This is a genomic window from Malonomonas rubra, from assembly GCF_003247215.1.
Lineage (GTDB): Bacteria > Desulfobacterota > Desulfuromonadia > Desulfuromonadales > Geopsychrobacteraceae > Malonomonas > Malonomonas rubra_A.
Genome location: NZ_QKAP01000130.1, coordinates 1 through 23,752, shown reverse-complemented (window position 1 = coordinate 23,752; position 23,752 = coordinate 1). Strand labels below are relative to the sequence as shown.

The following is a 23,752-nucleotide window of genomic DNA, read 5'->3' as shown; positions in this document are numbered from 1 at the left end:
AGTCAATATTTTCTGTTGCGGTTCGAGCGAAACTTGCTCTTTCGGTACCGCCCTTCGAGGAAGAGAAACCTGATTGTCACGCCCTTCCACAATATAGATGAATACGAGTCCCTAGGTCCCAGACAATACCACCAAGGTCAATGGCCGCGATACATCTCTTCGATCTGGTCAGCATACTGGTCGAGAATCGGCTGACGCCGCACCTTCAGCGTTGCAGTGATCAACCCGGAATCGATATCCCATGCCTTATCAGTCGCGTAAACTTGATGAATCCGTGCATATCCCGGAAATTCCTTCAAGCGATAGGCGATCTTCTCGAGCAAGATCTTTGTCACCTGTGGGCTGTTCATCAACATCTTCACCGTCGGGTCGAAGGCCAGCCCTCGCGCTAGCAAACGCCACTGGCTCGGGTTAAGCACTACGACCGCCGTCAGATAAGGACGATTTTCGCCAACTACCAACACCTGCTCAAAAAGCGGATCGGTGGCGATCGCCAACTGAAGATCCTCCGGTGGTACTTTCTCACCGCTCGACAGAACGATGATTTCCTTGATCCGGCCGATGATGTGGATATGTCCCTGTTTATCAATATGCGCCTGATCGCCGGTATGCAACCACCCATTGGCATCAACGATCGAATCCTCACGTTGCCAGTAACCGAGCATGACATTCGGCCCCCTGACAAGCAGCTCCTGCTCCTCGCCTATCTTCACCACCACCCCAGGCAGCGGCTTACCGACACTGAGCGGATGGTTATCCTCAATGGTGTTGACGGCGATCACCGGGCTGGTTTCGGTCAGGCCGTAGCCCTGCAGAATAGTCAGGCCGAGGCCGATAAAGGTTTGGGCGATCGGTGGTGACAAGGGGGCGCCACCACTAACCGCCAACCGCAACCGACCCCCGAGTCGCTTCTCCAGCTTTTTGCCGACCAGTCGTTTCAGCAACGGCCAGATTAGCAGCTGGATTGCCCACGGCTTCTGCCGCCGATGATACTGAAAGTGATACCAACCGGAAAAAACCGCAAGCTGAAAGATCTTGCGTGCCAGCCAGGACTCATCCGCCAGCTTCAGAGTCATCTTGTTATAGATCCGCTCGAAGATCCGCGGCACGGTGATCAGGATGGTCGGGCGGATTTCTAGCAGGTCCTCTGCCAGCAGGTCGATGGAACGGACAAAAGCGACACAGGCTCCAGCCATGATCGGAATGTAATAACCTGCTGTACGCTCGAACATATGCGAGAGGGGTAAGAATGAGAGGAACTGATCTTCTCGCTCCACCACCACCCGTTTCAAGCCGGCGGCAGCGTTGGAGAGGATGTTGGAGTGGCTCAGCATCACCCCTTTTGGCGGCCCAGTAGTGCCGGAGGTAAAAACGATGGTCGCCAAACTATCAGCTTCGCTTGCGAGCAGTTGATACTGCTGGTTGTCCTTTTTTGGCAACCAATCATCCAACTGTCGCAGCCGCGGATCGCACTCACCGACACAGACCGTCTGCAGCGTTACGATCCGTTTGACTCCGTCAAGCTTGTCGCCGACCTTTTCGATTCGTTGCCATTGCTCGACGCCATCGGTCAATAGCAGTTTCGCTTGGGTTGATTGAAGAATGTAGGTGAAGTTTTCCGGCCGGTCGTTTACGTAGAGCGGCACCGTAACCAAACCAAGCCCTGCGGCGGCCAGATCGAATAGCACCCACTCCAGGCAGTTTTTCAGCATCACCGCAACCCGGTCACCCGGCTGTAGACCGTCAGCCTGCATCGCCTGCTGCCAAAGCGACGCACGTTCGCTACCTTCCGCCCAATTGCAGGATTCCCAGTTTTTAGTCGCCTCTCGATAATAACGATATGCGAGCTGTTCCGGGGTGCGCGCCACACGTTCGGCAAACAGTCCGGCCAAAGTTTTTGCTTGCTGCGGGGAAATCAGATCAACTTGATTCATTTTCGACCTCCTATCCGGTGCAGGCTGTATCAGTCGGTCGCAGCTTGATATTTGTAGTGCAGCGGCCCGCCGGTAAATGGTGCGAAACCGGTGCCGAAGATCATCCCGGCATCGACCTGATCGGCCGATTCGACAATCCCCTCTGCCAGGCAGGCTTCTGCCTCCTGCAGCAGGGGATCAAGCAAGCGGCCAAGCAGCAGATCCTGCGCTGCACCGTGGTGGCGTTTTTTCCTAACCACCTTCTTCCCTTTCCGATAGGCATAAAAGCCCTGCCCGCTCTTCAGACCGAGCTTGCCGGCGGTGATCATCCGCGTCAGGATCGGCGGCACCGGCCGCTGGAAATAATCGGCAAACACTTCGGCGACCGAAAGGCAGATGTCGATGCCGACCTTGTCCGCCAATTCCAGTGGCCCCATCGGCATGCCGAAATCGAGAGCCGCCCGGTCGATATCCTCGACCTTGTTCCCTTCCTCGACCAGCTCTACAGCTGCTAGGAGGTAAGGCATGAGGATGCGATTGACCAGAAACCCAGGTGAGCTCTTGACCGGCAACGGCAGCCGCTTGATCCGCTGCACAAAAGCTGTCGCCCGCGCCAGGGGTTCTTGAGCCGACTGCTCGGCCCTGACGATCTCCACCAGCGGCATTTTCGACACTGGGTTGAAGAAATGGATGCCGAGAAAGCGCTGTGGATTCTGCAGCACCTTGGCCAACTCCTCCAACGGGATACTCGACGTATTGCTGGCCAGGATCGCATCGCCACGCAGTTGCGGTTCGATGCTGGTGAACAGCTGTTTTTTCAGTTCGACCTTTTCGACGATCGCCTCGATCACCAGATCAGCCCGTGCCACCCCCAGTCCCTGCGGATCGGCCATCAACCGGTCGTGAGCGGCTCGAATCAGATTGTTTTTTTTCAGCTTTTTACAGAACAGTTTATCGGCTGCGGCGATTGCCTCGGCCAGCACCTTGTCATCCAGATCCTGCAGGGTAACCTGTAAGCCCTGCAGGGCGCACCAGGAGGCGATATCCCGCCCCATGCTGCCGGCGCCGATCACATGCACCCGTTGCACCAAGGCTGTTTCTTCCCGGTGCGATTTCAACTGGCTCTGCAGAAAGAAGACCCGCACCAAGTTCTGCGCCGTCGAACTGCAGATCAAGCTGGCGACCGAGCGCGCCTCTTCCAGATACATCTGTTCCGAATCGTGGGCATAGTGGCGCCAAAGGTCAAGCAGCGCATAGGGAGCGGGGTAATGCTTCTGGTTGGCCCGGGCAGTGACTTTTCGCCGCAGAATCCAGGCCAGCAGCGGCCGCAACGGTGCCAGATTGCCAAGCCGCACCGACCACGGCAGAAGTTTTCTTGGGGGCGGGTTCTGCAGGAAAGTGGTCACCGCATTCTCCAGCACCCGCCGCGGCACTGCTTCATCAACTAAGCCGACCTGCTTTGCCTGACGGGCATTTGAACTACGACCAGTCAGCATCATCTGTAGTGCCGGCAGAGTGCCGATCTGTCGGATCGAGCGGACCGTACCACCGAAACCGGGGTGGATGCCGAGCTGCACTTCGGGGAACCCGAGGTTGGTCGCCCGATCATCGACCGCAATCCGATAACGACAGGCCAGCGCTAGTTCCAGCCCGCCACCCAGACAGGGGCCGTCGATGACCGCAATTACCGGCATCGGCAAGTGCTCCAAACGGAAAAAGATCTCCTGGGCTTTGAGAATTTGGGGCAAAACCTTGGCCGGTTCGGTAAAGTTACTGAACTCGCTAACATCGGCGCCAACAATAAAGCTTTTAGGCTTTCCGGAGCGAAGCACCACCGCCTGCGGCCGCAGCTCCTGCAACAAACAAATCACCTCTTCCAGTTCCAGCAGCACCGCTTGAGAAAGACTGTTCTGCGGACTATCAGCTCGATCGAGAGTCAGGTGGAAAATTTCGTCCCGATCGAGTGACCAGTGCCAGTGTCGGAAAGTAGTATCGTTGGTCATGACTGGTCTCCTTTCGCCTCGATCAGCATCGCACCCCCCTGCCCACCGCCGATACAGAGCGATGCCACACCTTTGCCACCGCCGCGTTGCCTTAAAGCAAGCAACAGGTGAAGCACAATGCGGGCGCCGCTGGCACCGATTGGATGGCCGATCGCCACTGCGCCGCCATCGACGTTTAAGCGTTCGAGATCAATTTTAGGCACCACCGTCCTCCGGCCCAGCTCCTGATGTTGCCAAGCCTCATCCTCAAGCGCCGCAAGACAAGCCTGCACCTGCACGGCGAAAGCTTCGTTGATCTCCCACAGATCGATTTGTTCCGCCACCTGCGGATGGCGTTGCAACAAACTATCCATCGCATAAACCGGCCCAAGACCCATTTCCTCCGGCGGCAGTCCCGCCCAAGAAGTGTCTATCAGTTTTCCCAGAACCGGCAGTTGATATTGTTCCACGGCGGCTTCGCTGGCCAGCAACAGTAGAGCGGCGCCATCCGATACCTGCGAGCTGTTGGCGGCGGTCACCCGGCCATAATGCCGGTCAAAAAAAGGCTTCAGCTTTGCTAGCTTTTCCAAACTACCGTCGCGCCGCAGGCCGTCATCAACCTTGATCGTCCTGCCATCGGTGGTGTAAAGCGGTATGATCTCGGCAAAGCGCTCTGCGTCGATGGCGGCAGCCAATCGTTGATGGCTCTGCAGCGCGTAGCCATCCATCTCCTTCCGGCCGATGTTGAAACGGGTTGCCAATATCTCCGCCGTCTGCCCCATGATCAGACTGGTGGTCGGATCGGTCAGCCCCTGCAGCAGACTGATAATCGGCTTCAGATGCTCCGGCCGCAAACGACCAAGCAGCTTCAGCTTCTGGCCCAAGCTCTTTGCCTGCTGCCAACCGGCCAGCAGCCTGACCAGCTCCGGTCCCCAGAGGATCGGCGCCCTGCTCATCGCCTCGGTCCCACCGGCAAGAATCAGGTCTGAATAACCGGCCGCGATCCTCTCGGCTGCCGTTGCCAGCGCCTGCATCCCCGAGGCACAGTTGCGCTGCACCGTCCAGGCAGGTACCCGGTTGCCACAGCTAAGCCGCAACGAAACCACCCGAGCGACGTTCGCTTCATCCGGAGCGGGAATGACGCAGCCGAGGATCACCTCGTCCAGCTGTGTGGGAGAAAAATTCTGTCGCGCAAGCAGCGCACGCCCAACCGCCACAGCCAAGTCGGCCGCACTGAACGGGCCGGGGCGCCCCTCGGCACGCAGGAAAGGAGTCCTGGCCCCATCAACCAGGTAAACGGAACGTGCATATCCGGCCGGTCCGGATTGGTTAGATTTTCCAGCCATAGCAACTCTCCTTAAAAGGCATCCACAGCAATTACCCGCTGGCGCAGCTCACGGGCCTGCTGCAACAATTCCAGTTCGGTTTGACTAATGACTCCTTGCGCGACCGCAGCCTGCAAATGCTTCGGATCCCGGGCATCCAGATTCCCCTGCTTGATCGCCTGCCGCAGTTTCTTCTCCAGCGGATCGGTCGCCACCGCTAGTTGCAACGCGGCTTCCAGTATTGCTTCGGGAGCCTCCTCGTCATCCGTCCGATAAAGCCCGGCAGTCAAACGATCGCGCAGCTCACCCGGTGCCAACAAAATGGCTGCCACCTCACGCCCCAAACTATCACTCGGCGGAGCGAAGCGGGCACCAAGAGGAAAAATTAAACCGCGCAGCAGCAGGTGCAACGGTAGCGGCAGGTTTCGGAAGATCGCCAAGAGGCTGTCCTGCATTCGATGGAACGAACGCTGACAGTTCCACTCCAGCAGAACCGCTTGTTCGGCGGCTTTGCTGTTATCCTCGACATAGTTGAGCGCGGCCGAAAGCAAATAAAGTTCGCTCAAGACATCGGCCATCCGCCCGGTCAGCTTTTCTTTCAGCTTCAGACCACCACCGAGAGTGGCCATCAACAGATCGGTAGTCAGAGCAAAGGCGGTGCTAAAACGGCTGACCTGTTGATAGATGCGCTTGTTTGGTGAATCACTGACCGCGATAAAATATCCGGCAGTCACCCCAAAAAAGAGGGCTGAGGCCGCATTGCGAAGGGTAAAACCGACGTGCCCCCAGAAGGCTTGATCGAACTGGTCGAGCGACTGTTTCGGATCGGGGATATCGATGGAAGTGAACTCGCGCAACACCCAGGGATGGCAACGGATCGCTCCCTGACCAAAGATGATCATGCTGCGGGTGAGGATGTTCGCCCCCTCGACGGTGATCCCGATCGGCACCGCCTGGTAGGCGCTGGCCAGATGGTTGTTCGGTCCCAGGCAGATCGCCTTGCCCCCCTCGATGTCCATGCCGTCGTTGACCACTTTGCGCATACGCTCGGTCAGGTTCTGCTTGACGATCGCCGAGATTACCGACGGCTTTATTCCCAGATCGAGGCCGGCGCAGGTCAGGTCACGGGCGGCGTTCATCAGCCAGGTCTCGCCAGCGATGCGGCTGAGCACCTCTTCGATCCCTTCAAAGCGGCCTATCGGCAGGTTGAACTGCCTCCGCACCCGGGCATAGGCGCCGACGTTACGCGCCACCAGCTTGGCCGCACCAAGGCTGAGCGCCGGCAGTGAGATCGCCCGTCCGGCGGAGAGGCAATCCATCAGCATCTGCCAGCCTTTGCCAACCCCGCTCGCACCGCCAATGACCAGATCGAGGGGGATAAAAACATCGCGGCCGGAATTGGGTCCGTTCATAAAGGGGACATTGAGCGGGTTGTGCCGCTTGCCAATCTCCACCCCCGGGGTATCGGTCGGCACTAACGCGCAAGTGATGCCGATATCTTCTTTCTCACCGAGCAAATGCTCCGGGTCGTAGAGCCGGAACGCCAACCCGAGCAAGGTCGCCACCGGACCGAGTGTGATATAGCGTTTCTCCCAGTTGAGCCGAATACCAAGCACCTCTTCCCCCTGCCATTGACCGTAGCAGAGATCACCTGTGTCCGGGATCGAAGCGGCGTCGCTACCGGCGTTGGGACCGGTCAGGGCAAAACAGGGGATCTCTTCGCCGCGGGCCAGCCGCGGCAGATAGTAGTTGCGTTGTTCCTCGGTGCCGTAATGCAGCAATAGCTCTGCCGGACCGAGAGAGTTCGGCACCATCACCGTCACCGCCGCAACCAAGCTGCGCGCCGCCAACTTACTGATCAAACATGAGTTGGCCAGGGCGGAGAATTCGAGTCCGCCGTACTCCTTCGGGATAATCAGCGAGAAGAAACCTTTCGCTTTGATCAACTCCCAGGCCTCCGGCGGTAGGTCGTTCAGTTCGCTGTTGATCCGCCAATCGTCGAGCAGGGCGCAAAGTTCATCAACCGGGCCATCCATGAACTCCTGCTCCTCCTCGCTGAGAGTCGCCGGGGGAATAGTCAGCAACTTGCTCCAATTGGGCCGACCGCTGAACAATTCACCGTCCCACCAGACATCACCGGCATTGAGCGCCGCCTGCTCGGTCGCTGACAGCTTGGGGGCAACTTTACGGAAGACGGCCAGAATCGGCTTGGTCAGCACTAACTTGCGCAGCTCACTGAAGTTGAGCAGCAGCGCAACGGGAAAAAATAACATCCAGAGCAGAGTCAGTCCGACGCCACTGCAGAAGAAGCTGGCTACCAGCAGAAAGGCTCCGGCAACCAATGTGTGAATCAGACGGGAGGCTTCAAAAACCAGAAGAATCCAGATCGTCAGCAAAAACAACAGGATTAGTAGCATGGTGTCCTCCTCTTTCGCCTAGCAATAAAAACCGTTTCTTGTTTTTCCTCAGTTTTCGGTAAAGGTGGCCGGTGGCAAATCGGAAAGTCGCTGATTGGTCACCTCTATGCCGTGCCGGGCCATCACTATCTTCAATTTCTCAAAGCTACGGTAAAACAGTCCGAGACTATAATTATAACCGTTTTGCATGGTGAGCTTGCGGGCCGCATCGCTCATCGGGTTCTGAAAGAACATCGACGACTCTTGCCGATCGGGCTGGATTACCACAACGTCTACATCTGGGTAATCGCGGCGACAGATTTCCAGCGCCAGCTCGAACTTCTCCTGAATTCCGATCCGTTGCGCCTGCTCCCAAGCATAAGTAGCACCCAGGTTGCGGATCTGCCCGCACTCGCCTGAGGTCAAGGTCGGCAGGCAGGACAGTTCGCTGTCGTTGTGTATCGGCACACGTGGATTGACCACGAAGATCAGTTTGGCACCCCGATCGATGGCAATGTCGAGATGGGCAACCCGGCCAGTCAAGGCGTCGATATAATCACGTCCGTCAATCTGATATGGTTCGAAAAAGAATGGAATCGCACAGGAGGCGGTAATCGCCTGGCTGATCGCAACCGACCTTTGAGAGGGTTTCTGCCCCCCGAAAATCTCCCGTTCCCCCAAATCCAGATCGTAGGCGGGAATATAGAGCTCCCGTTCGAGCAGGCTAAAATCGTTACGCAGCCCTTCCTGATAAAAAGCATGCCTCAAGAAAGCCTCCATCTGGTCGATATGAAAAATCCCAGCCGGCAACTGTTCCTGCAACATATGAAAAAAATCACTGAGTGAAAATGTCCAGCGTTGCCGGTAGAAGCTGTTCAAAATGTTCGGAAAACTGGCCAGCAGTTTCCCAACCACTGTCAGCAGTCTCCAAAGTTCGAAGCGGTAGATGTCTTTACGGGTGAAATTGAAGGAAGAAGTTTCGTTGCGCATGATTGCCCGGTACATATCGGCCGGACGAACTTTGTTGGCAACCAGTGCCGAGATGACCGAACCACTGCTGACGCCGACAAAGATATCGAAACGCCGGCTACTGAACCCACCCTTAAATAATTTATCGAGTGCCGTCAGAACACCGATCTCGTAAGCGGCCCCCATGATTCCGCCGCCGGCAAGGATTAGCGCGGTTTTCCCTTTTGAGCGCCTGTGGACCGTGTTTTCTGCCATAGCCGCCTCCAGACAATTCCTTTCAAGGATACCATGATTTGGATGGTCTTGGCGGAATTGACTGACGATTTTAGCGCGAGTAAAATTGCTAGAAAGGAATAATAACAGGAACTTAAGGAAGGAGCATCAGCAGTCTAAGCGAGCAGCGAATAAAAAACGCCCCCGGTTATATTCTTTGTCCGGGGGCGTTTACAAGTTCAGCCGATCAATTCAGTTTACTTACCGCAATCAGCCTGCAGCTCGGCCAGCTTTTTGTAAAGGTCGTAGCGGGTGGCGGTATCCTTGGCGGATGCTGCCAGCAGCTCTTCAGCATGCTCCGGGTTGGCCTTCTTCAGAACACGGAAACGGTTCTGGTTGTTAGCGAACTCTTCGAAACCGATGCTCGGCTCCTTGCTGTCCATCTGCAGCGGGTTCTTGCCTTCCGCAGCCAGACGCGGGTCATAACGGAACAGCGGCCAGTGGCCACAGGCAACCGCTTCCTTACAGTTATCGATCGCCTTGGTCATGTTGATACCATGAGCGATACAGTGGCTGTAAGCAATGATCAGGGACGGGCCATCGTAAGCATCTGCTTCGATCATCGCCTTAACCACTTGAGCTGGGTTGGCCAGTGAGACCCGCGCGACGTAAATATTGCCGTAAGTCATGGCAATCATCGACAGGTCTTTCTTCGGCATCGGCTTACCGCCCGCGGCGAACTGCGCAACCGCGCCGAGCGGAGTCGACTTAGATGCCTGGCCCCCAGTGTTTGAGTAGACCTCGGTATCGAGTACCAGTGCGTTGACGTTGGCGCCGGAAGCAAGAACGTGATCGAGACCACCATAACCAATGTCGTAGGCCCAACCGTCACCACCGTGAATCCAGACCGACTTGGCGGTTAGGTAATCGGCATTGACCAACAACGGCTTGGCTGTTTCATGGGTACAGGCTGGAAGAATTCTTTTCAGCTGGGCAACCCGGCCGCGCTGAGCTTCGATCTCAGCCTGAGAATCCTGTGCCGAAGCGAGAATCTCTTTCTTCAGATCGGCAGTCCCTTCACAAGCCTTGCAGCCACACTCGATGTTGCTTTCGAGAAGTTCGCGGGCATAACCGGTAGTCTTATCGACCGCCAGACGCATCCCCAAACCGAACTCGGCGTTATCCTCGAACAGCGAGTTGCTCCATGCCGGGCCGAGGCCGTCCTTACGGGTCGACCACGGGGTGGTCGGCAGGTTACCACCGTAAATCGAAGAGCAGCCGGTCGCATTGGCAACGACCATCCGGTCACCGAAGAGCTGCGAACAGAGTTTGACGAACGGGGTCTCGCCGCAACCTGCACATGCGCCGGAGAATTCGAACATCGGCGGCAGCAGCTGGCTTCCTTTAACGGTAGCACGGTTGAACAAGCTCTCATCAGGGTCGGGAAGGCCGAGGAAAAACTCGAAGTTGGCCCGCTCTTTGTCACGTAGCGGAGCCTGTGGCGCCATGTTGATCGCCTTGACGTTCTCTTCGGTCTTGCTCTTGGCCGGACAGTTGTAGACACAGGCACCACAACCTGTGCAGTCTTCGGCCGCTACCTGCAAAGTGAATAGCTTACCTTCCAGATCCTTACCTTTTGCAGCACAGGACTTAAATGTTTCCGGTGCGCCTTTCAGGTCAGCCTCTTCATAGACCTTCATGCGGATTGTAGCATGCGGACAGACGAAAGAGCAGATACCGCACTGCACACAAAGATCTTCTTTCCAAACCGGGATATTGACCGCAATGTTCCGCTTCTCGACTGCAGCGGTCGCGGTCGGGAAAGTTCCGTCAGCCGGCATGGCCGACATCGGCAGCTTGTGACCAAGTCCATCGATGATTGGACCGAGGGTCTTCTGTACAGTTTCGCTGCAGCCGGACCACTGACCAACCTGCATCTCGATTGCACTATCGGCATTCCCCGGAACGGTAACCTCAGCAATGTTCTCAAGCGCGACGTCAACCGCCTGCTTGTTCATGCTGACAACCTTCTCACCGGCCTTGCCGTACGACTTGACAATGGCATCCTTGATTTCGGAAATCGCCTGCTCCAGCGGGATAATACCGGAAATCTTGAAGAAGGCGGTTTGCATGATGACGTTGATCCGCGGACCGAGGCCGATCTTCTCGCCCAGATGGACACCATCGATGACGTAGAACTTCATCTTCTTGTCAATAATCTGCTGTTGGACCATCTTCGGCAGTTTGCCCCAAACCTCATCCTTGCTGAATGGCGCATTAAGCAGGAAGGTCGCACCTTCCTTAGCGTTGTTCAGCATGTCGTATTTCTCGAGGAAGGAGAAGTTGTGGCAAGCCACGAAGTCTGCTTCCTCTTTACCCAACAGATAAGTCGACTTGATCACCTGCTTGCCGAAACGCAGGTGCGAAGTGGTCATGCTACCAGCCTTCTTGGAGTCATAGACGAAGTAAGCCTGAACTTCATTGTCGGTGGTGTCACCGATAATCTTGATCGAGTTCTTGTTGGCACCAACAGTACCGTCTGAACCGAGACCGTAGAACATGGCGGCGTAACCATCGAAAGGAACCTTGAAGTTCTCGTTAAACGGCAGACTCTGGCCAAGAACGTCATCTTCGAAGCCGACAATGAAGTGGTTTTTCGGCTTGTCCTGCAGCATGTTGTCGAGAACTGCTTTACACATACCGGCGTTGAACTCGAAGCTACCAAGGCCATATCGACCACCAATAATCGTCGGATAGCCGGCAAAAGCGGTCAGCCCTTCGGTCATGCCTTCGCCGATCGCCGTGCGGATCGCCTGGTAGATCGGCTCACCGATGGAACCCGGTTCCTTGGTGCGGTCGAGGACAGTAACTTTCTTGACACTCTTCGGAAGTGCCTTACAAAACTGCTCGATCGGGAACGGCAGGAACAGGCGGATCTTGATCAGACCAACCTTCTCGCCCTGACCGGCCAGATACTGAATCAGCTCTTCCATCGCTTCGCAACCAGAACCCTGCATCACAACGACACGCTCAGCTTCCGGATGGCCAACGTAATCGACCAGGTTGTACTGGCGACCACTCAACTTGGCGAACTTGTCCATCTGCGCCTGCAGGATGCCCGGGACTTTTTCGTAGTAAGGGTTAACAGTCTCGCGACCGATAAAGTAGACGTCAGGGTTTTGAGCGGTTCCGCGCAGTACCGGATGATCCGGCGAGAGGGCGCGGGCACGGTGTGCAGCAACCAAATCGTCGTTGATCATCGCTTTCATGGTCTGTTGGCTCAATTCTTCGACTTTCTGCACTTCATGGGAAGTGCGGAATCCATCGAAGTAGTGCAGCACCGGAATTCGGGACTCGAGAGTGGTAGCCTGTGCGATCAGGGCAAAGTCCATGACTTCCTGAACATTGTTGGAGCAGAGCATGGTCCAACCGGTCTGACGACAAGCCATGACGTCAGAGTGGTCACCGAAGATCGATAGTGCTTGTGCCGCAATTGCGCGAGCCGAAACATGGAAGACAGTCGGGGTCAGCTCCCCGGCGATCTTGTACATGTTCGGGATCATCAGCAACAGCCCCTGGGATGCGGTAAAGGTAGTGGTCAACGCGCCACCTTGCAGGGCACCGTGAACGGCACCTGCGGCACCACCTTCCGATTGCATTTCGACAACTTTAGGGACGGTCCCCCAGATGTTCTTCTGCCCCATGGCACTCTTGGCATCAGAAATCTCACCCATCACCGAAGACGGGGTAATGGGGTAGATGGCAATGACCTCGTTGGTCGCATGTGCAACATGCGCCGCCGCGGAATTACCGTCAGTACAAACCATTTTCCGAGACATGCAAACCTCCTTTAAGGTTGATAAATTGACGATTCAATCTTTTGGAATCGTAACCATGTTAGCGAAAAATCGATTACGCCAGAAACCCATTGCGAGCGGCCCTGCCGTGGAAGTGTTTCTTGCTCTCAGCCGATTATTACAGTTCGCGTCGCCCGCTAACCGCCTGTTGGACAGTCCCAGCATCGACATATTCCAAATCGCTGCCGGAAGGGATGCCATGCGCCAGGCGCGTCACCTTTAGCCCCTGCTCCTTGCAGAGACCGGCCAGATAGTGCGCGGTCGCTTCCCCCTCGACGGTGAAATTTGTCGCCAGAAGAACTTCTTCTATCTGCTCATCTTGTAAGCGTTGCAGCAGTTGTGGAATCTTCAGATCCTCCGGCCCGATGCCATCGAGTGGCGAAAGAGCGCCATGCAATACATGGTATAAGCCACGGTATGCGTGGCTGCGTTCAATCGCTAGCAGATCCTGCGGCTCCTGAACGATACAAAGGAGCTGAATCTCGCGCGCCGAGTCACGGCAAATCTGGCAGAGTTCCTCTTCAGCAACATGAAAGCAACGTTCGCAAAACCGAACTTTACGCTTCATTTCAAGTAGGGCATTAGCTAAAGCAGCAACGTCCTGATCGGTTGTCCGTAACAGGTGGAAAGCCAAACGTACAGCGGTCTTACCGCCGATTCCTGGCAGTTTGCTCAATTCAGCAACCAAGCGAGCAAAAGACGGGAGCGAGCCTAACATGAAATCTCCCCCAAATCCAACATTTTAAAATGCTGTTTTATTTATTTAGTATCACTTAAAAAATAAAATTTCCCCAAAATGATATGAGCTATTTTTTGGCATATTGGTCTGACCAAAAAGAATCCTACCACCCATCGGGGGAAATTTCAATCCCTTATCGTATACCGAATATGGAAATCGGAAATCGATATCACTGGTAAAAAAATCCCCACAGGCCATGCAAAAGAACACTGTGGGGATCGTTAAACTAACAACTGGTCAACGCTTAAAATAGACCGGGGATATTCATTCCGCCAGTCACTTTGCCCATTTCCTGCTGGATCATCTGCTGGCTTTGTTTGATCGCCTCGTTGACCGCAGCCATAACTAGATCCTGCAGCATTTCCACATCCTCGGGATCGACCACGTCCTTCTCGATCTGCAACGACAGCAGCTCCTGCTTGCCGTTCACCTTGGCGGTCACCATTCCGCCACCAGCAGTCGCTTCGACCTCTTTTTTTTCCAGTTCCTGCTGGACACGGGCCATTTTGGCCTGCATCTGTTGGGCCTGCTTCATGATATTACCAAGACCTTTTGCCATCTTCTCTTTCCTCCACTTTCTATTAGTTAAACAAAACCTTTATCGATCGGCTTGATTTCTTCGATCTGGCCGCCAAATACCTCCAGCGCAGTCTTGACCATCGGATGTTCAGCAGCGTTTTCGCGCAATTTTTTTTGTCGGTCTGTTTCCTGCTGAATCCGCTCCTCGTGCAGGGAAGGCGGAGCCAGAGCTTGATCATCGACCCGCTTGAACTCAACCCGGACTTTCTCAGCATAATACTCCGCAGCCAGATCTTCAATCGCCTCTTTCATCTCGCCGTCAGCCAAGCTGTAATAACGGGCCGGCATACCGATCTGCAAACGAGGCAGTTCATTCCGCAACAGGCTTGACTGTTCCAGCAGTGCCGAAATGCGCGGTCGGCGGCGCTCACGGACAAACTCAACCAGCCCCGCCCAGCTCTTGTTCCCATCCGGAGCAGACGGAGCTTCAGGCTTTTTTCCGAGCGACTCCTGGGACGGCGGTGGCGGTGCCTCGCTCTGCGGAGCTGGCACAACAGGCTGTCGCGCAGCGACCGGTTGCGGCATTCCACCAGCAGCCAGCTTCCGCTCGACCGCTTCCAGCTTCTTGACCAGAGCAGCGACCTCGATTCCCGACGGCAGGCTGGCCAGTTTGACCAGCACCATTTCCATCGTCAGCCGGGGGTAATTGGAAAGGGCAAGATCGGCCTCGGTTTTGATCAATGTGGACAGCAGTCGCTGCAGATCATCCAGGTTCGCCGGCGCAGAGAGGGTTCTTAATTCCTGCAGTTCACTCTCGCTGTAATCGAGTAATGCGCCCGGCTGCTCGGCCACCTTGATGATAACCAGCGCGCGAACTAATTCAACCAGCTGCTGACAGAACTGCCGGAATGAATGGCCATGCTCATCCACCTTCTGCAACAGCAGCAACGCCCGCTGCGCATCACGCTCGAGTATCGCCTCAATGGCATCCAGTAACAATCGCCGACTGACTAGGCCAAGCAAGTTCTGCAGATCTTCATCGCTGACCCGTTCACCACAAAAGGCGATCACCTGATCGAGGGTCGAAAGGGCATCGCGCATACTGCCGCCGCCACTGCGCGCGATCATTGCCAAACCGGCATCGGAAATCTGCACCTGCTCGTGATCGATGATGTAGCGCAAACGACCCTGCACCTGCGGTTGACTAATCTTACGGAAATCGAACCGCTGGCAACGGGACAGGATGGTGATCGGGATCTTGTGCGGTTCAGTTGTCGCGAAAATGAACTTGGCGTGATCAGGCGGTTCTTCGAGTGTTTTCAACAGGGCGTTGAATGCATTGATCGAGAGCATATGGACTTCGTCAATGATGAAGATCTTATAACGGGAATTCGAAGGCAGGTAACGGATATTCTCGCGGAGTTCACGAATATCATCGACACCGGTATTGGAAGCACCGTCGATCTCGAAAACATCGACCCCTTGCCCGGCAGTGATTTCAACACAGGAAGGGCAAACCCCGCACGGTTCCACAGTTGGCCCGTGCTGGCAATTGAGCGCCTTGGCGAAAATCCGCGCAGCAGAGGTTTTTCCAACTCCACGCGCACCGGTAAAGAGGAAAGCATGATGCACCCGATCGGCTGTGATCGCGTTTTTGAGGGTCTGGCTGACATGCTCCTGGCCGACCAGATCATCGAACAGTTGCGGACGCCACTTACGAGCCAGAACCAGATAAGACATACTCAACTTCCCTCGAAAACAAAAACACCGCAGGAACAAAAATTGCCGGCACAAGTGACAGCCAGGCACCCCCGCGGCACACGTCCAAAACCGTTACCGCTGCTCCCTTCCGGGCCTGACGGAGTTCACGGATGTCCGTTGCGCGGGACCCGGCTGTCACTTCTACCGGCAACGTTTACCGATATACTTCATTATTAGCGACTTAACCACTGTCGTTGTTGAGCTGATCAAAAATGTCGAGATGCTAGGCGCCAGAAATCCCACAGAGAAAGGCGTACCAATTGTGGTACGTCGTCGATGGGGGATGATGGCAACGCCTCAGATCGGCGTTTTTCATCAGCCTTGTAGAATATGGCGGAGAGGGGGGGATTCGAACCCCCGGTAGCTTTCACTACACCCGCTTTCCAGGCGAGCACCATCGGCCTCTCGGTCACCTCTCCGCGAGCTGCGTACATTACACTAACAAACCGGAAACTGTAAAGGGTATTTTTGCCAAAAACGAGGCTTTCCAACAGGAATCTCGGCCACTCAGCCGTGCGCCGACGCATAACGTCCGTTGATCCGATAGATGAAGGCTAGAATTTCTTCTATTGCTTGGAACAGCTCAGGAGGAATCTCCTCTCTGATTGGCACCCGACCAAGCACCTCAATCAGGTCAGGGGCCTGAACGATGTCGACCCCGGCCTCCCTCGCTGCATCAATGATCCTTTCAGCGACCTCTCCCCTAGTTTTGCCTCCTATGCTGAGAGATAGTGTTTATGTTGATTTTACAGATGAGGATAAATACCTTTTAAAAATTTTTCTTTCAGTTTGTGTGGTATATCTATGCTCTGTTCTAAATTTTAAATAAAAATTCGGACTCATATTCCTCATTCTGCCCAATAAGCGCAGAAAAAATCCTCTGGGGAATGAATCCCCAGAGGATTAATACAAGCTAACACTCCGTTAGTGATCGGCTAGGGCTTTTGCCGCAGGCCTTTTTTGACTAGAACATACAAGTCGGCCATCAATTGCCTAGCACCTGCACCTTTAACCGTAATTGCTTGCGCTGCTCTGCCAGACAGTATGCAACGATCGCATCTTGATCCTCTTCTTCCAAATCGACAAAAGTCAGCGCCACCTGACGACCAGTCGGCCCGCTACCGTAAGTTCGAACAACCCGCCCCTCGCACTCGACCACCCTCGGTTCCGGGGCGTCTAGAACTATTTCGAGGCCAATTTCGGTACCGTCCTTAAGCGGTTCATCGACCGGCAAACGCAACCCGCCGCCACTGATATTGACCGGCGTGTTGATCGAACGGGCCAAGGGAATTCCTTCGCTCAGCACCCAGTAACTGACCGAGAGATCTGCATCGACTCGAAAATAGGCACGTGTCTGTACGTGAGTAAAGGACTCCACCATCTCCATCTGCAGCTTGGAATCGTTAAGGGCAGAGGTGATTTTAGCCCTGATTGACCTGGTTGATCCGGCGACATCGAAAGAGACCTGGCACGTTTCATCCTGGTTCAAAGCCTCGACATTAAGTTGGTCCGGAAGAAAAGTGATCTCTAACTGGGGAGGAGTGGTTGCTTTAGCAACACCATCAATAAGCTGTTGCCCTCCCTCTTGCAGAGGCAGGACAACCTTAACAACCCGATACTCTTTTAAATTATCTAATACAGACATGGCGGATCCTCAAGCTGCTGAGCATGTTCAATAATCTGTCTGAACTGATCAATCGATTTTTTCAAATCAGCCATTTCAGCTATCCTTCAGGATGAAAGGCAGAACCCTCGCCGCGACCTTTTCCAAGTCGGGTTGATATGTTCCGCTCTCAATCTGCGTCTTCAGCTCCTGCAGTTGTTCCGCCCGAGCTGTCGCCTGGGGGGAACTCGCCGCCTGGGTCTTACTCGCCTGTTGCAAAGCAGTGGGAAAATAGACACAATCGGTTTTTCCACTTTCGCCAGAATTTTTGGCGCTACCGGCTTTTCCTGTTCGCCCGATAGTTCCAAGTGGGCCGAATCCCTTGCCGTTAATTTTATCGACCATAACCTTTTCCTTACCTCGGCCCTTGCCCGTCAGATAAAAGTTCAAAATAATAAAGTTTTCTTGTTTCTTAAAGAGTCTATTTCTAGCCCTTGGAACTTTATCGACGAAACGGGATTGTAACTTTAGCTTTTTTTCCCATGTTGAAGAGAGCATGAAAAGCGGCCGACAGTACCCAAAAGTGCTGCAGGCCGATAGGAAGGGGTTATTTTGAGTCTTCGCCGATCAGCTGCTTGAGAATCTGGTCAGAGAGGCCTATTCCGCCTTGCTCGCCATCACCTTGCCCGCCTCGGCATCCTGCAGCTGGGTATAGATGTCATCGGCATTGCCACGCTCGATCAAACCGCCCTTCGGGATGGTCTTACGCATCTCCTTAAAAACCTGCTGAATATAAATCGCCTCAAACTGCTGAGCCGTTTCCTTCAGTTTCCTCGAATCTCGGCCGGCAGCCTTCTTTGGAGTTTGACTCATCGTCTGGCTGAGCAGCTGCTGGGGATCAACCTTCACATCCATGGCAACTCCATTTAAAGAATGACAAGATCGGCATAAAGGGCGCCAGCCGCCTTGATCGCCTGAAAAATGGCGATCAGATCTCGGGGAGTTGCGCCGATGGCATTCAGGGCGGAAGCGACATCGCCGATACTGACCCCTTGTTCCAACACCACCAAGTTCCCTTTATCCTCGGCGACATCGACCATAGTTTCGGGAGTCTCGACGGTCCGCCCCTGACTTAGTGGTTCCGGCTGAGAAACATTGGGTCTGCTCGCTGATCACCAGACTCAGGTTTCCGTGGGAAACCGCCACCGTGGAAGTCCGTACCTTATCGCCCATGACGATGGTACCGGTCTTTTCATTGCCCACGATCCGCGCCAGAGTATCGGGAGTAACCTCGAGTCGCTCCAACTCAGCGACGAAATCAACAACATGATCCACGTGGCTTTCCGGCACCATCACCTGCAGCTGCCCGGCGTCAAGCGCCATGGCGATTTCTCCGCCGAAGTGCTGATTAACTGCCTCCCTCATGCGCGATACAGTCGTAAAGTCGGAATCTTTAAGCCGATATTTCAACTCCTGGCGCTGACCGAACACGTAAGGAACTTCTCGTTCCACCAAGGCGCCATCCGGAATCCGTCCGGCGGTCGGATGATTTTTCTGAACCTTGACCGTATTCGGGGCGACGGTGACTCCCAGCCGCTCCATCATATTAACTAGAGACTGGGTGGTAAACTGCGTACTGTTGCTGTCCCCAGTGTCGTTCAGGCCGACCACCAGCCCGTAGCCGACTAGTTGATTGGAACGTACCCCTTCGAGCTGCGCCAGTTCCTTGATCCGCGAAGCTTACGCTGTCGACAGCAAGATTACAGCCCATAGAATCAGTAGCAGAATAATAACTTTTTGTTCCCAGCTCTTGATGACCATTTTTACACTCCTGCAACCATTCTCAGAACGGCCAGACCTGATCCAGGGCACGGACCAGCCAGCCCTGTTGCTGCTTGTCGCTGATCACTCCCTTGCCCACGTAAGCGATACGGGCATTAAGGACATTTTTCGAATCGACCAAGTTACGCGGCGAAACATCGGCAGGGCGGACGATCCCGGTCAACTTGACGATCTGGGTTTCGCTGTTGACGGTTACAGTCTTGTTCCCTTGGGGTAACCCAAGCTACCGTCTTCACGCTGCACCTGGAAAAAACCGTCGCCGTTGATTGCCACATGTAGCGGTCTTCCTGACGCTTCCAATTGCCCAAGGGTAAAATCGATGGTCTCCTTGCTGACCTGCGAATAATTGACTCCTTTGGTCGCCATCCCGGAGCTTGCTTCCGCCAGCTTCGCCTCAAAGGTCGGAACCCCTTTTTTATAGGAATAGGTTTTTACGGCCACCATATGCTCGCTGATGTTCTCCATCATCTGCATCCGACTGATCATTCCTAAGACTGCGCCGTACTTTTCACTACCCATCTTTTACTCCTGATTTCTGCCTTTGCTTCTTTGTCGACGGCCGCGCAAATAAAGTTTAGCGGGCTAAAATTTCTAGACTGATGACTTCAACTTTGCCAGCCGCAGCAGCTGTTCAACCTCGGCGGTCGGCATCTGCAGTGCTGCGGCGATCCTTTTGGCATCGAGTCCCTGTTGTGCCAAAGAACCAACATAGCGATATTTTTCCGCAGTATTGCGCGGCATGGCCGATTGTGGCGTGCGCAACTGCTCCCGCTCAGCACTGTCAAGGCTGGTCGAAAAACTGATCGGAGCACGCGCTTCCGGCTCGTTTGCCGGGACTTCCTCAAGCTGGCTGCGAAGTTCTTCAATCTCCCGCCGCAAGCCGCGTACCACCTGCAGCTGCCAACAGCAGAGCAGCAACGCCAAGAGGGCGATCCCCCCAGCCAGCAACAGCGGGAGTTGCTCGGCGATTATCACTCAGGCTCCACCGCTCAAGGCATTGATGCTGCTGCGCATCTTTCCTTTGAGCTTGGCAAGCGCTTGGCTGTGCAGCTGTGAGATCCGCCCCTCGGTTAGTCCAAGAACTTCAGCGATCTCTTTCCGTGACAGCTCTTCGTAATAGAGCAGCGCAATGACCAGCCGCTCCTTTTCCGAAAGCTCCTCGATATACCCAGCCAGTTCCTTGGTCAGCTCACTCGCTTCGATCCGTTCCTGTGCGCTGTTCTGTTGGGTATCTTCAAGGTTATCAATGAAACTTTTGCCTTTATTGTCGCTGTCGTCCAGCTTTTCATGCAGGCTAACATAGCCGAGCTGGCTTACCTGTAACTTCAGCTCATGGAAGGCATCCAGATCCAGATTCATCGCCGCCGCCACTTCGGGATCCTCCGGCGCCCGACCGAGTTGCTTGCCGAGGTCATCCGTCGCCTTCGCCAGCCGCGACTGTTTCTCTCGCATGGTCCGAGAGAACCAATCCATCCGCCGAACTTCATCGAAGACCGCACCCCGGATACGCCGCTCGGCGAAGGTTTTGAACAACACACCGCGCCGCGGATCAAAACGATTTGCGGCATCAAGCAAGCCCATCAGCGCTGCACTGCGTATGTCATCGCGGTTGACGAAAACCGGCACCTGGGTCATCATCCGGTCGACCACAAAGTCGACCATCGTCAGATGCGCTTCGATCATCTTTTCCCTTTCCGCAGGACCCGACAGACCGTATCCATTACTGTAACCCATCAGCTCGCCTCCGAACCGACTCCAAGGAATTGCTTCCAGAAAAACTGCAGTGTTCCTTGAGCCTGATTGTGCATCGGGGTGTCGACCAGACTTTCCGCCAACTCTACAAAGGCCTTGGCGACTTTGTGGTCCGGCATAAGATCTACCATCACCGTCTGCTCGCGCACCGATTCGTGCATCTTCCGGTCAAATGGGATGCAACCGAGGTAATCGAGGGAGATATCGAGATAACGACCGGAAACCATGGTCAGTTTCTCGAACACATCGAGTCCTTCATCCGGCTCGCGTACCGAGTTGACCGACAGTAAAAAACGTTTCTGATGATACTGGGTCGAAAGAAGCTTCATCAGCGCGTAAGCATCGGTGATCGCGGTCGGTTCCGGGGTAGTCACCACCAGGATATCCTGCGCGGCGACGTTGAAATAGGTGACGTTGTCGGAAATCCCCGCCTCGGTGTCGATCAACACCACGTCAAACTGCTCCTCAAGGGCGTCGAGCGATTCGATCAGGCGCATCTTCAGCTGCGCATCGAGCCGGGTATACTGCTGCACCCCGGAACCGGCCGGCAAAATTTTTAAGCCGTGTGGCCCTTCCGCCATCACTTCTTCAAGGGTGCGTTCACCGTTAAAAAAGTGATTTAGGTTATAAGGCGGGGCCAAGCCGAGCACTACATCGATATTGGCCAACCCCAGGTCGGCATCAATGATCAAGACCTTCTTGCCCTGTTTGGCCAAGGTTACCGCAATGTTCGAGACGACCGCGGTCTTACCGACGCCCCCCTTGCCGCTGGTGATCGACAACACTCGGGTCGCAGACATGTTCAGTTTAGTTCTTCTTTTGTCAAGCCGGTCCTGGATGTAGCGCAGAGTCCCGGCCTGATCGACGGAGCCACTCATCATACGGCAATCCTCCGTGATTCCGTGTCGGTCCCCATAACCATCTCCGCCACAATCTGCGGATCAGCCAACAGCAGGTCCTCGGGAACCTGTTGCCCATTAGTCAGGTAGGCCAGCGGCAGGTTGCTGTGGGTCGGCAAATTGATCAGCGAGCCACAGCGGTCGGTTTCGTCCAGTTTGGTAAAGATCAAGCTGGAGATCGGCAACTTGCTGAAGGCCTCCAAGCTCTTCTGCAGCAGCCGCTCATCAGTCGGTACCGCCAGCACCAGGCAGTTCTCTACTTCGGAACCCTGGCCGAGGAATTCGTTCAGCTCGGCGATCTGTTCATCGTCACGCGGACTGCGACCGGCGGTATCGATCAGGATCAGGTCCTTATCGCGATGGCGACGGAAGGCATCCTGCAGCTGCTCGGGCGACAGGACAACCTCGACCGGCAGGCCCATGATCTCGCCATAGATTTTGAGCTGCTCTACTGCGGCTATCCGATAGGTGTCGATGGTCACCAAGGCGACCCGTGCGCCTTCCTTGGTGATCGCTTCAGCAGCCAGCTTGGCGATGGTGGTGGTCTTGCCGACCCCGGTCGGCCCAATCAGCGAAATTCTTTTCTGTGAATTGCCATTCTGCCAAAGCGGACCGGTTGCGTTGACCAAGTTGGCTACGGTTTCGGTCAGATAAGCGTGACAGAGCTGTGGCTCTTGGCGCTGCCGATCACTCATCTGCCCGGCGGCAAAGCGGGCAATTGTAGCTGCCGCTTCCTTATCGATCCCCTGTTCGGTCAGCATCCCGATCAAATCATCCAGATTGCTGGAAACCGCTTTCGCTTGTCTAACAACGGTAGGCTGCCGGGAAACAGCTGCGGAAAAGTTGAGCGGTTGCGATGCTACCGGTTCAGCCACCGGAAGCGGCAACGGGGATTCCACCTCCATCTGGCGCTGCTTGGTTTGCGCCAGTTCCTGCACCAAACTTTTCAGTTGATCTATCTCTGCCTGCAACTTGTTAACATTCTGTGCTTCCAACTGTGACCGCAGTCTGCAAATCTCATCTTCCAGTACATGATTAGCCCGCTCGCCCCGCTGGCTGGTCACCGGGCTCGCAACCGGTTGCGGAGTCGGCTCAATTTTCGACAAGTCGACCAATTCATCGGCGAGGGTTTCAATCCGGTTACGATAAGCGGCCGGGAACTGTTGTTTCCCATGGTGTTGCCCTGACTGGCTGCGCTGAGCAACACTCGGCTTCATGGCCGGCGACTCAATGGCGGCCGTTACTTCGATGGTCTGCTTGCCGAGCACGCCCAAGCCTTTTTTGCGCAGGGTCCTGGTGGAAAGAATTAACGCTTCGACACCGAAGGTTTCCTTAACTTGCTGCAGGGCACTGGCCATATCTTCCGCTTCAAATTTTCTAACCAACATCGACATTCACCGTTCCGACCGGCCGCACTTTCAGGTGAGGAGCGATCTCATTGTGAGAGATGATAGTCAGGCTCGGCAGGTAACGTTCGGTCAACCTTTTGACATGGAGTCGGATTGTTGGCGTGCAGAGCAGCACCGGATTGACACCGGCAACATTCAGCAGCGCCTGGTTCAGGCTGTTGATCAGCGCCTGAGCAAAACCCGGTTCAAGAGCGAGGTAAGAACCCTGTTCCGTGGTATGCAGCGCTTCCTGAATCCTAGCTTCTATATCGCGATTAAAGGTCATCACTTCCAAAACTTGCCCATCCTGACTGTAGCTGTTACTGATTGATCGGGCCAATACCGCCCGAACATGTTCCGTTAATTGATCAGGATCTTGCACAACTGGTGCCCAATCGGCCAAAGTTTCTAAAATAGTTCTAAGGTCCCGGACTGAAACCCCTTCGCCTAGCAGGTTTTGCAATACACGCATCACCACCCCGAGACTCAACCGGTTGGGAACCAGCTCCTCGACCAGTTTGGGATATTCATTGGCTAGGTTATCAAGCAGATTCTGGGTTTCCTGACAGCCGAGCAGTTCATGTCCATGCTTCT

Annotated in this window: 20 protein-coding genes, 1 tRNA gene, 1 other RNA gene and 1 pseudogene; all 23 read right to left on the bottom strand. The window is 54.9% G+C overall.

The window, feature by feature from the left end; all coding sequences use genetic code 11:
* Positions 1 to 137 precede the first annotated feature (137 nt).
* Positions 138 to 1,934 carry a long-chain fatty acid--CoA ligase gene (locus Q7J88_RS13550; RefSeq protein WP_303722765.1) on the bottom strand — a complete coding sequence of 599 codons (1,797 nt, stop codon included), beginning with the start codon at positions 1,932 to 1,934 and terminating at the stop codon, positions 138 to 140.
* 29 nt (positions 1,935 to 1,963) lie between these two features.
* On the bottom strand, positions 1,964 to 3,916 hold the full coding sequence (locus Q7J88_RS13545) for a 3-hydroxyacyl-CoA dehydrogenase NAD-binding domain-containing protein (RefSeq protein WP_303722764.1): 1,953 nt from the start codon (positions 3,914 to 3,916) through the stop codon (positions 1,964 to 1,966).
* On the bottom strand, positions 3,913 to 5,241 hold the full coding sequence (locus tag Q7J88_RS13540) for an acetyl-CoA C-acetyltransferase (RefSeq protein WP_303722763.1): 1,329 nt from the start codon (positions 5,239 to 5,241) through the stop codon (positions 3,913 to 3,915). The genes Q7J88_RS13545 and Q7J88_RS13540 overlap by 4 nt, the downstream gene beginning before the upstream one ends.
* An 11-nt stretch (positions 5,242 to 5,252) precedes the next feature.
* Positions 5,253 to 7,637 carry an acyl-CoA dehydrogenase gene (locus tag Q7J88_RS13535; protein WP_303722762.1) on the bottom strand — a complete coding sequence of 795 codons (2,385 nt, stop codon included), beginning with the start codon at positions 7,635 to 7,637 and terminating at the stop codon, positions 5,253 to 5,255.
* Between the two features lie 48 nt (positions 7,638 to 7,685).
* Positions 7,686 to 8,840, bottom strand: a complete 1,155-nt coding sequence (locus Q7J88_RS13530) for a patatin-like phospholipase family protein (RefSeq protein WP_303722761.1) — start codon at positions 8,838 to 8,840, stop codon at positions 7,686 to 7,688.
* 215 nt (positions 8,841 to 9,055) lie between these two features.
* On the bottom strand, positions 9,056 to 12,637 hold the full coding sequence (gene nifJ / locus Q7J88_RS13525; RefSeq protein WP_303722760.1) for a pyruvate:ferredoxin (flavodoxin) oxidoreductase: 3,582 nt from the start codon (positions 12,635 to 12,637) through the stop codon (positions 9,056 to 9,058).
* Positions 12,638 to 12,773: 136 nt separating this feature from the next.
* The gene (gene recR, locus Q7J88_RS13520; RefSeq protein WP_303722759.1) at positions 12,774 to 13,373 is read right to left on the bottom strand and encodes a recombination mediator RecR; all 600 of its coding nucleotides are present in this window, start codon (positions 13,371 to 13,373) and stop codon (positions 12,774 to 12,776) included.
* A 265-nt stretch (positions 13,374 to 13,638) separates the two neighbouring features.
* Positions 13,639 to 13,953 (bottom strand): YbaB/EbfC family nucleoid-associated protein, encoded by a 315-nt coding sequence (locus tag Q7J88_RS13515; protein WP_303722758.1) that lies wholly within the window; start codon positions 13,951 to 13,953, stop codon positions 13,639 to 13,641.
* A gap of 26 nt (positions 13,954 to 13,979) precedes the next feature.
* Positions 13,980 to 15,653, bottom strand: a complete 1,674-nt coding sequence (dnaX, locus tag Q7J88_RS13510) for a DNA polymerase III subunit gamma/tau (RefSeq protein WP_303722757.1) — start codon at positions 15,651 to 15,653, stop codon at positions 13,980 to 13,982.
* Positions 15,654 to 15,709: 56 nt separating this feature from the next.
* Positions 15,710 to 15,808, bottom strand: an RNA gene (ffs, locus tag Q7J88_RS13505) — signal recognition particle sRNA small type.
* Between the two features lie 197 nt (positions 15,809 to 16,005).
* Positions 16,006 to 16,093 (bottom strand) — tRNA-Ser (locus Q7J88_RS13500).
* 88 nt (positions 16,094 to 16,181) lie between these two features.
* Positions 16,182 to 16,394: an EscU/YscU/HrcU family type III secretion system export apparatus switch protein gene (locus Q7J88_RS13495; RefSeq protein ID WP_303722772.1), complete on the bottom strand. Its 213-nt coding sequence runs from the start codon at positions 16,392 to 16,394 to the stop codon at positions 16,182 to 16,184.
* Between the two features lie 265 nt (positions 16,395 to 16,659).
* Complete coding sequence (locus Q7J88_RS13490) at positions 16,660 to 17,319, bottom strand: flagellar brake protein (RefSeq protein WP_303722756.1); 660 nt, start codon at positions 17,317 to 17,319, stop codon at positions 16,660 to 16,662.
* Between the two features lie 75 nt (positions 17,320 to 17,394).
* Positions 17,395 to 17,682, bottom strand: coding sequence for a flagellar biosynthesis anti-sigma factor FlgM (locus Q7J88_RS13485; protein WP_303722755.1), 288 nt, complete (start codon positions 17,680 to 17,682; stop codon positions 17,395 to 17,397).
* A 252-nt stretch (positions 17,683 to 17,934) separates the two neighbouring features.
* Complete coding sequence (locus tag Q7J88_RS13480) at positions 17,935 to 18,192, bottom strand: rod-binding protein (RefSeq protein WP_303722754.1); 258 nt, start codon at positions 18,190 to 18,192, stop codon at positions 17,935 to 17,937.
* 11 nt (positions 18,193 to 18,203) lie between these two features.
* A pseudogene (locus Q7J88_RS13470) lies at positions 18,204 to 19,098 on the bottom strand (flagellar basal body P-ring protein FlgI).
* Between the two features lie 22 nt (positions 19,099 to 19,120).
* On the bottom strand, positions 19,121 to 19,282 hold the full coding sequence (locus Q7J88_RS13465; protein ID WP_303722753.1) for a flagellar basal body L-ring protein FlgH: 162 nt from the start codon (positions 19,280 to 19,282) through the stop codon (positions 19,121 to 19,123).
* Positions 19,283 to 19,311: 29 nt separating this feature from the next.
* The gene (locus tag Q7J88_RS13460) at positions 19,312 to 19,638 is read right to left on the bottom strand and encodes a hypothetical protein (protein WP_303722752.1); all 327 of its coding nucleotides are present in this window, start codon (positions 19,636 to 19,638) and stop codon (positions 19,312 to 19,314) included.
* Positions 19,639 to 19,710: 72 nt separating this feature from the next.
* Complete coding sequence (locus Q7J88_RS13455; RefSeq protein WP_303722751.1) at positions 19,711 to 20,094, bottom strand: hypothetical protein; 384 nt, start codon at positions 20,092 to 20,094, stop codon at positions 19,711 to 19,713.
* Positions 20,095 to 20,853, bottom strand: a complete 759-nt coding sequence (locus tag Q7J88_RS13450) for a FliA/WhiG family RNA polymerase sigma factor (protein ID WP_303722750.1) — start codon at positions 20,851 to 20,853, stop codon at positions 20,095 to 20,097.
* Complete coding sequence (locus Q7J88_RS13445; RefSeq protein ID WP_303722749.1) at positions 20,853 to 21,752, bottom strand: MinD/ParA family protein; 900 nt, start codon at positions 21,750 to 21,752, stop codon at positions 20,853 to 20,855. Before Q7J88_RS13445 ends, Q7J88_RS13450 begins: the two co-directional genes overlap by 1 nt.
* Positions 21,749 to 23,158 carry a flagellar biosynthesis protein FlhF gene (gene flhF, locus Q7J88_RS13440; RefSeq protein WP_303722748.1) on the bottom strand — a complete coding sequence of 470 codons (1,410 nt, stop codon included), beginning with the start codon at positions 23,156 to 23,158 and terminating at the stop codon, positions 21,749 to 21,751. The genes Q7J88_RS13445 and flhF overlap by 4 nt, the downstream gene beginning before the upstream one ends.
* Positions 23,148 to 23,752: FHIPEP family type III secretion protein (locus Q7J88_RS13435; protein ID WP_303722747.1), on the bottom strand; the 605-nt coding region annotated here is incomplete at its 5' end. The genes Q7J88_RS13435 and flhF, both read right to left, overlap by 11 nt.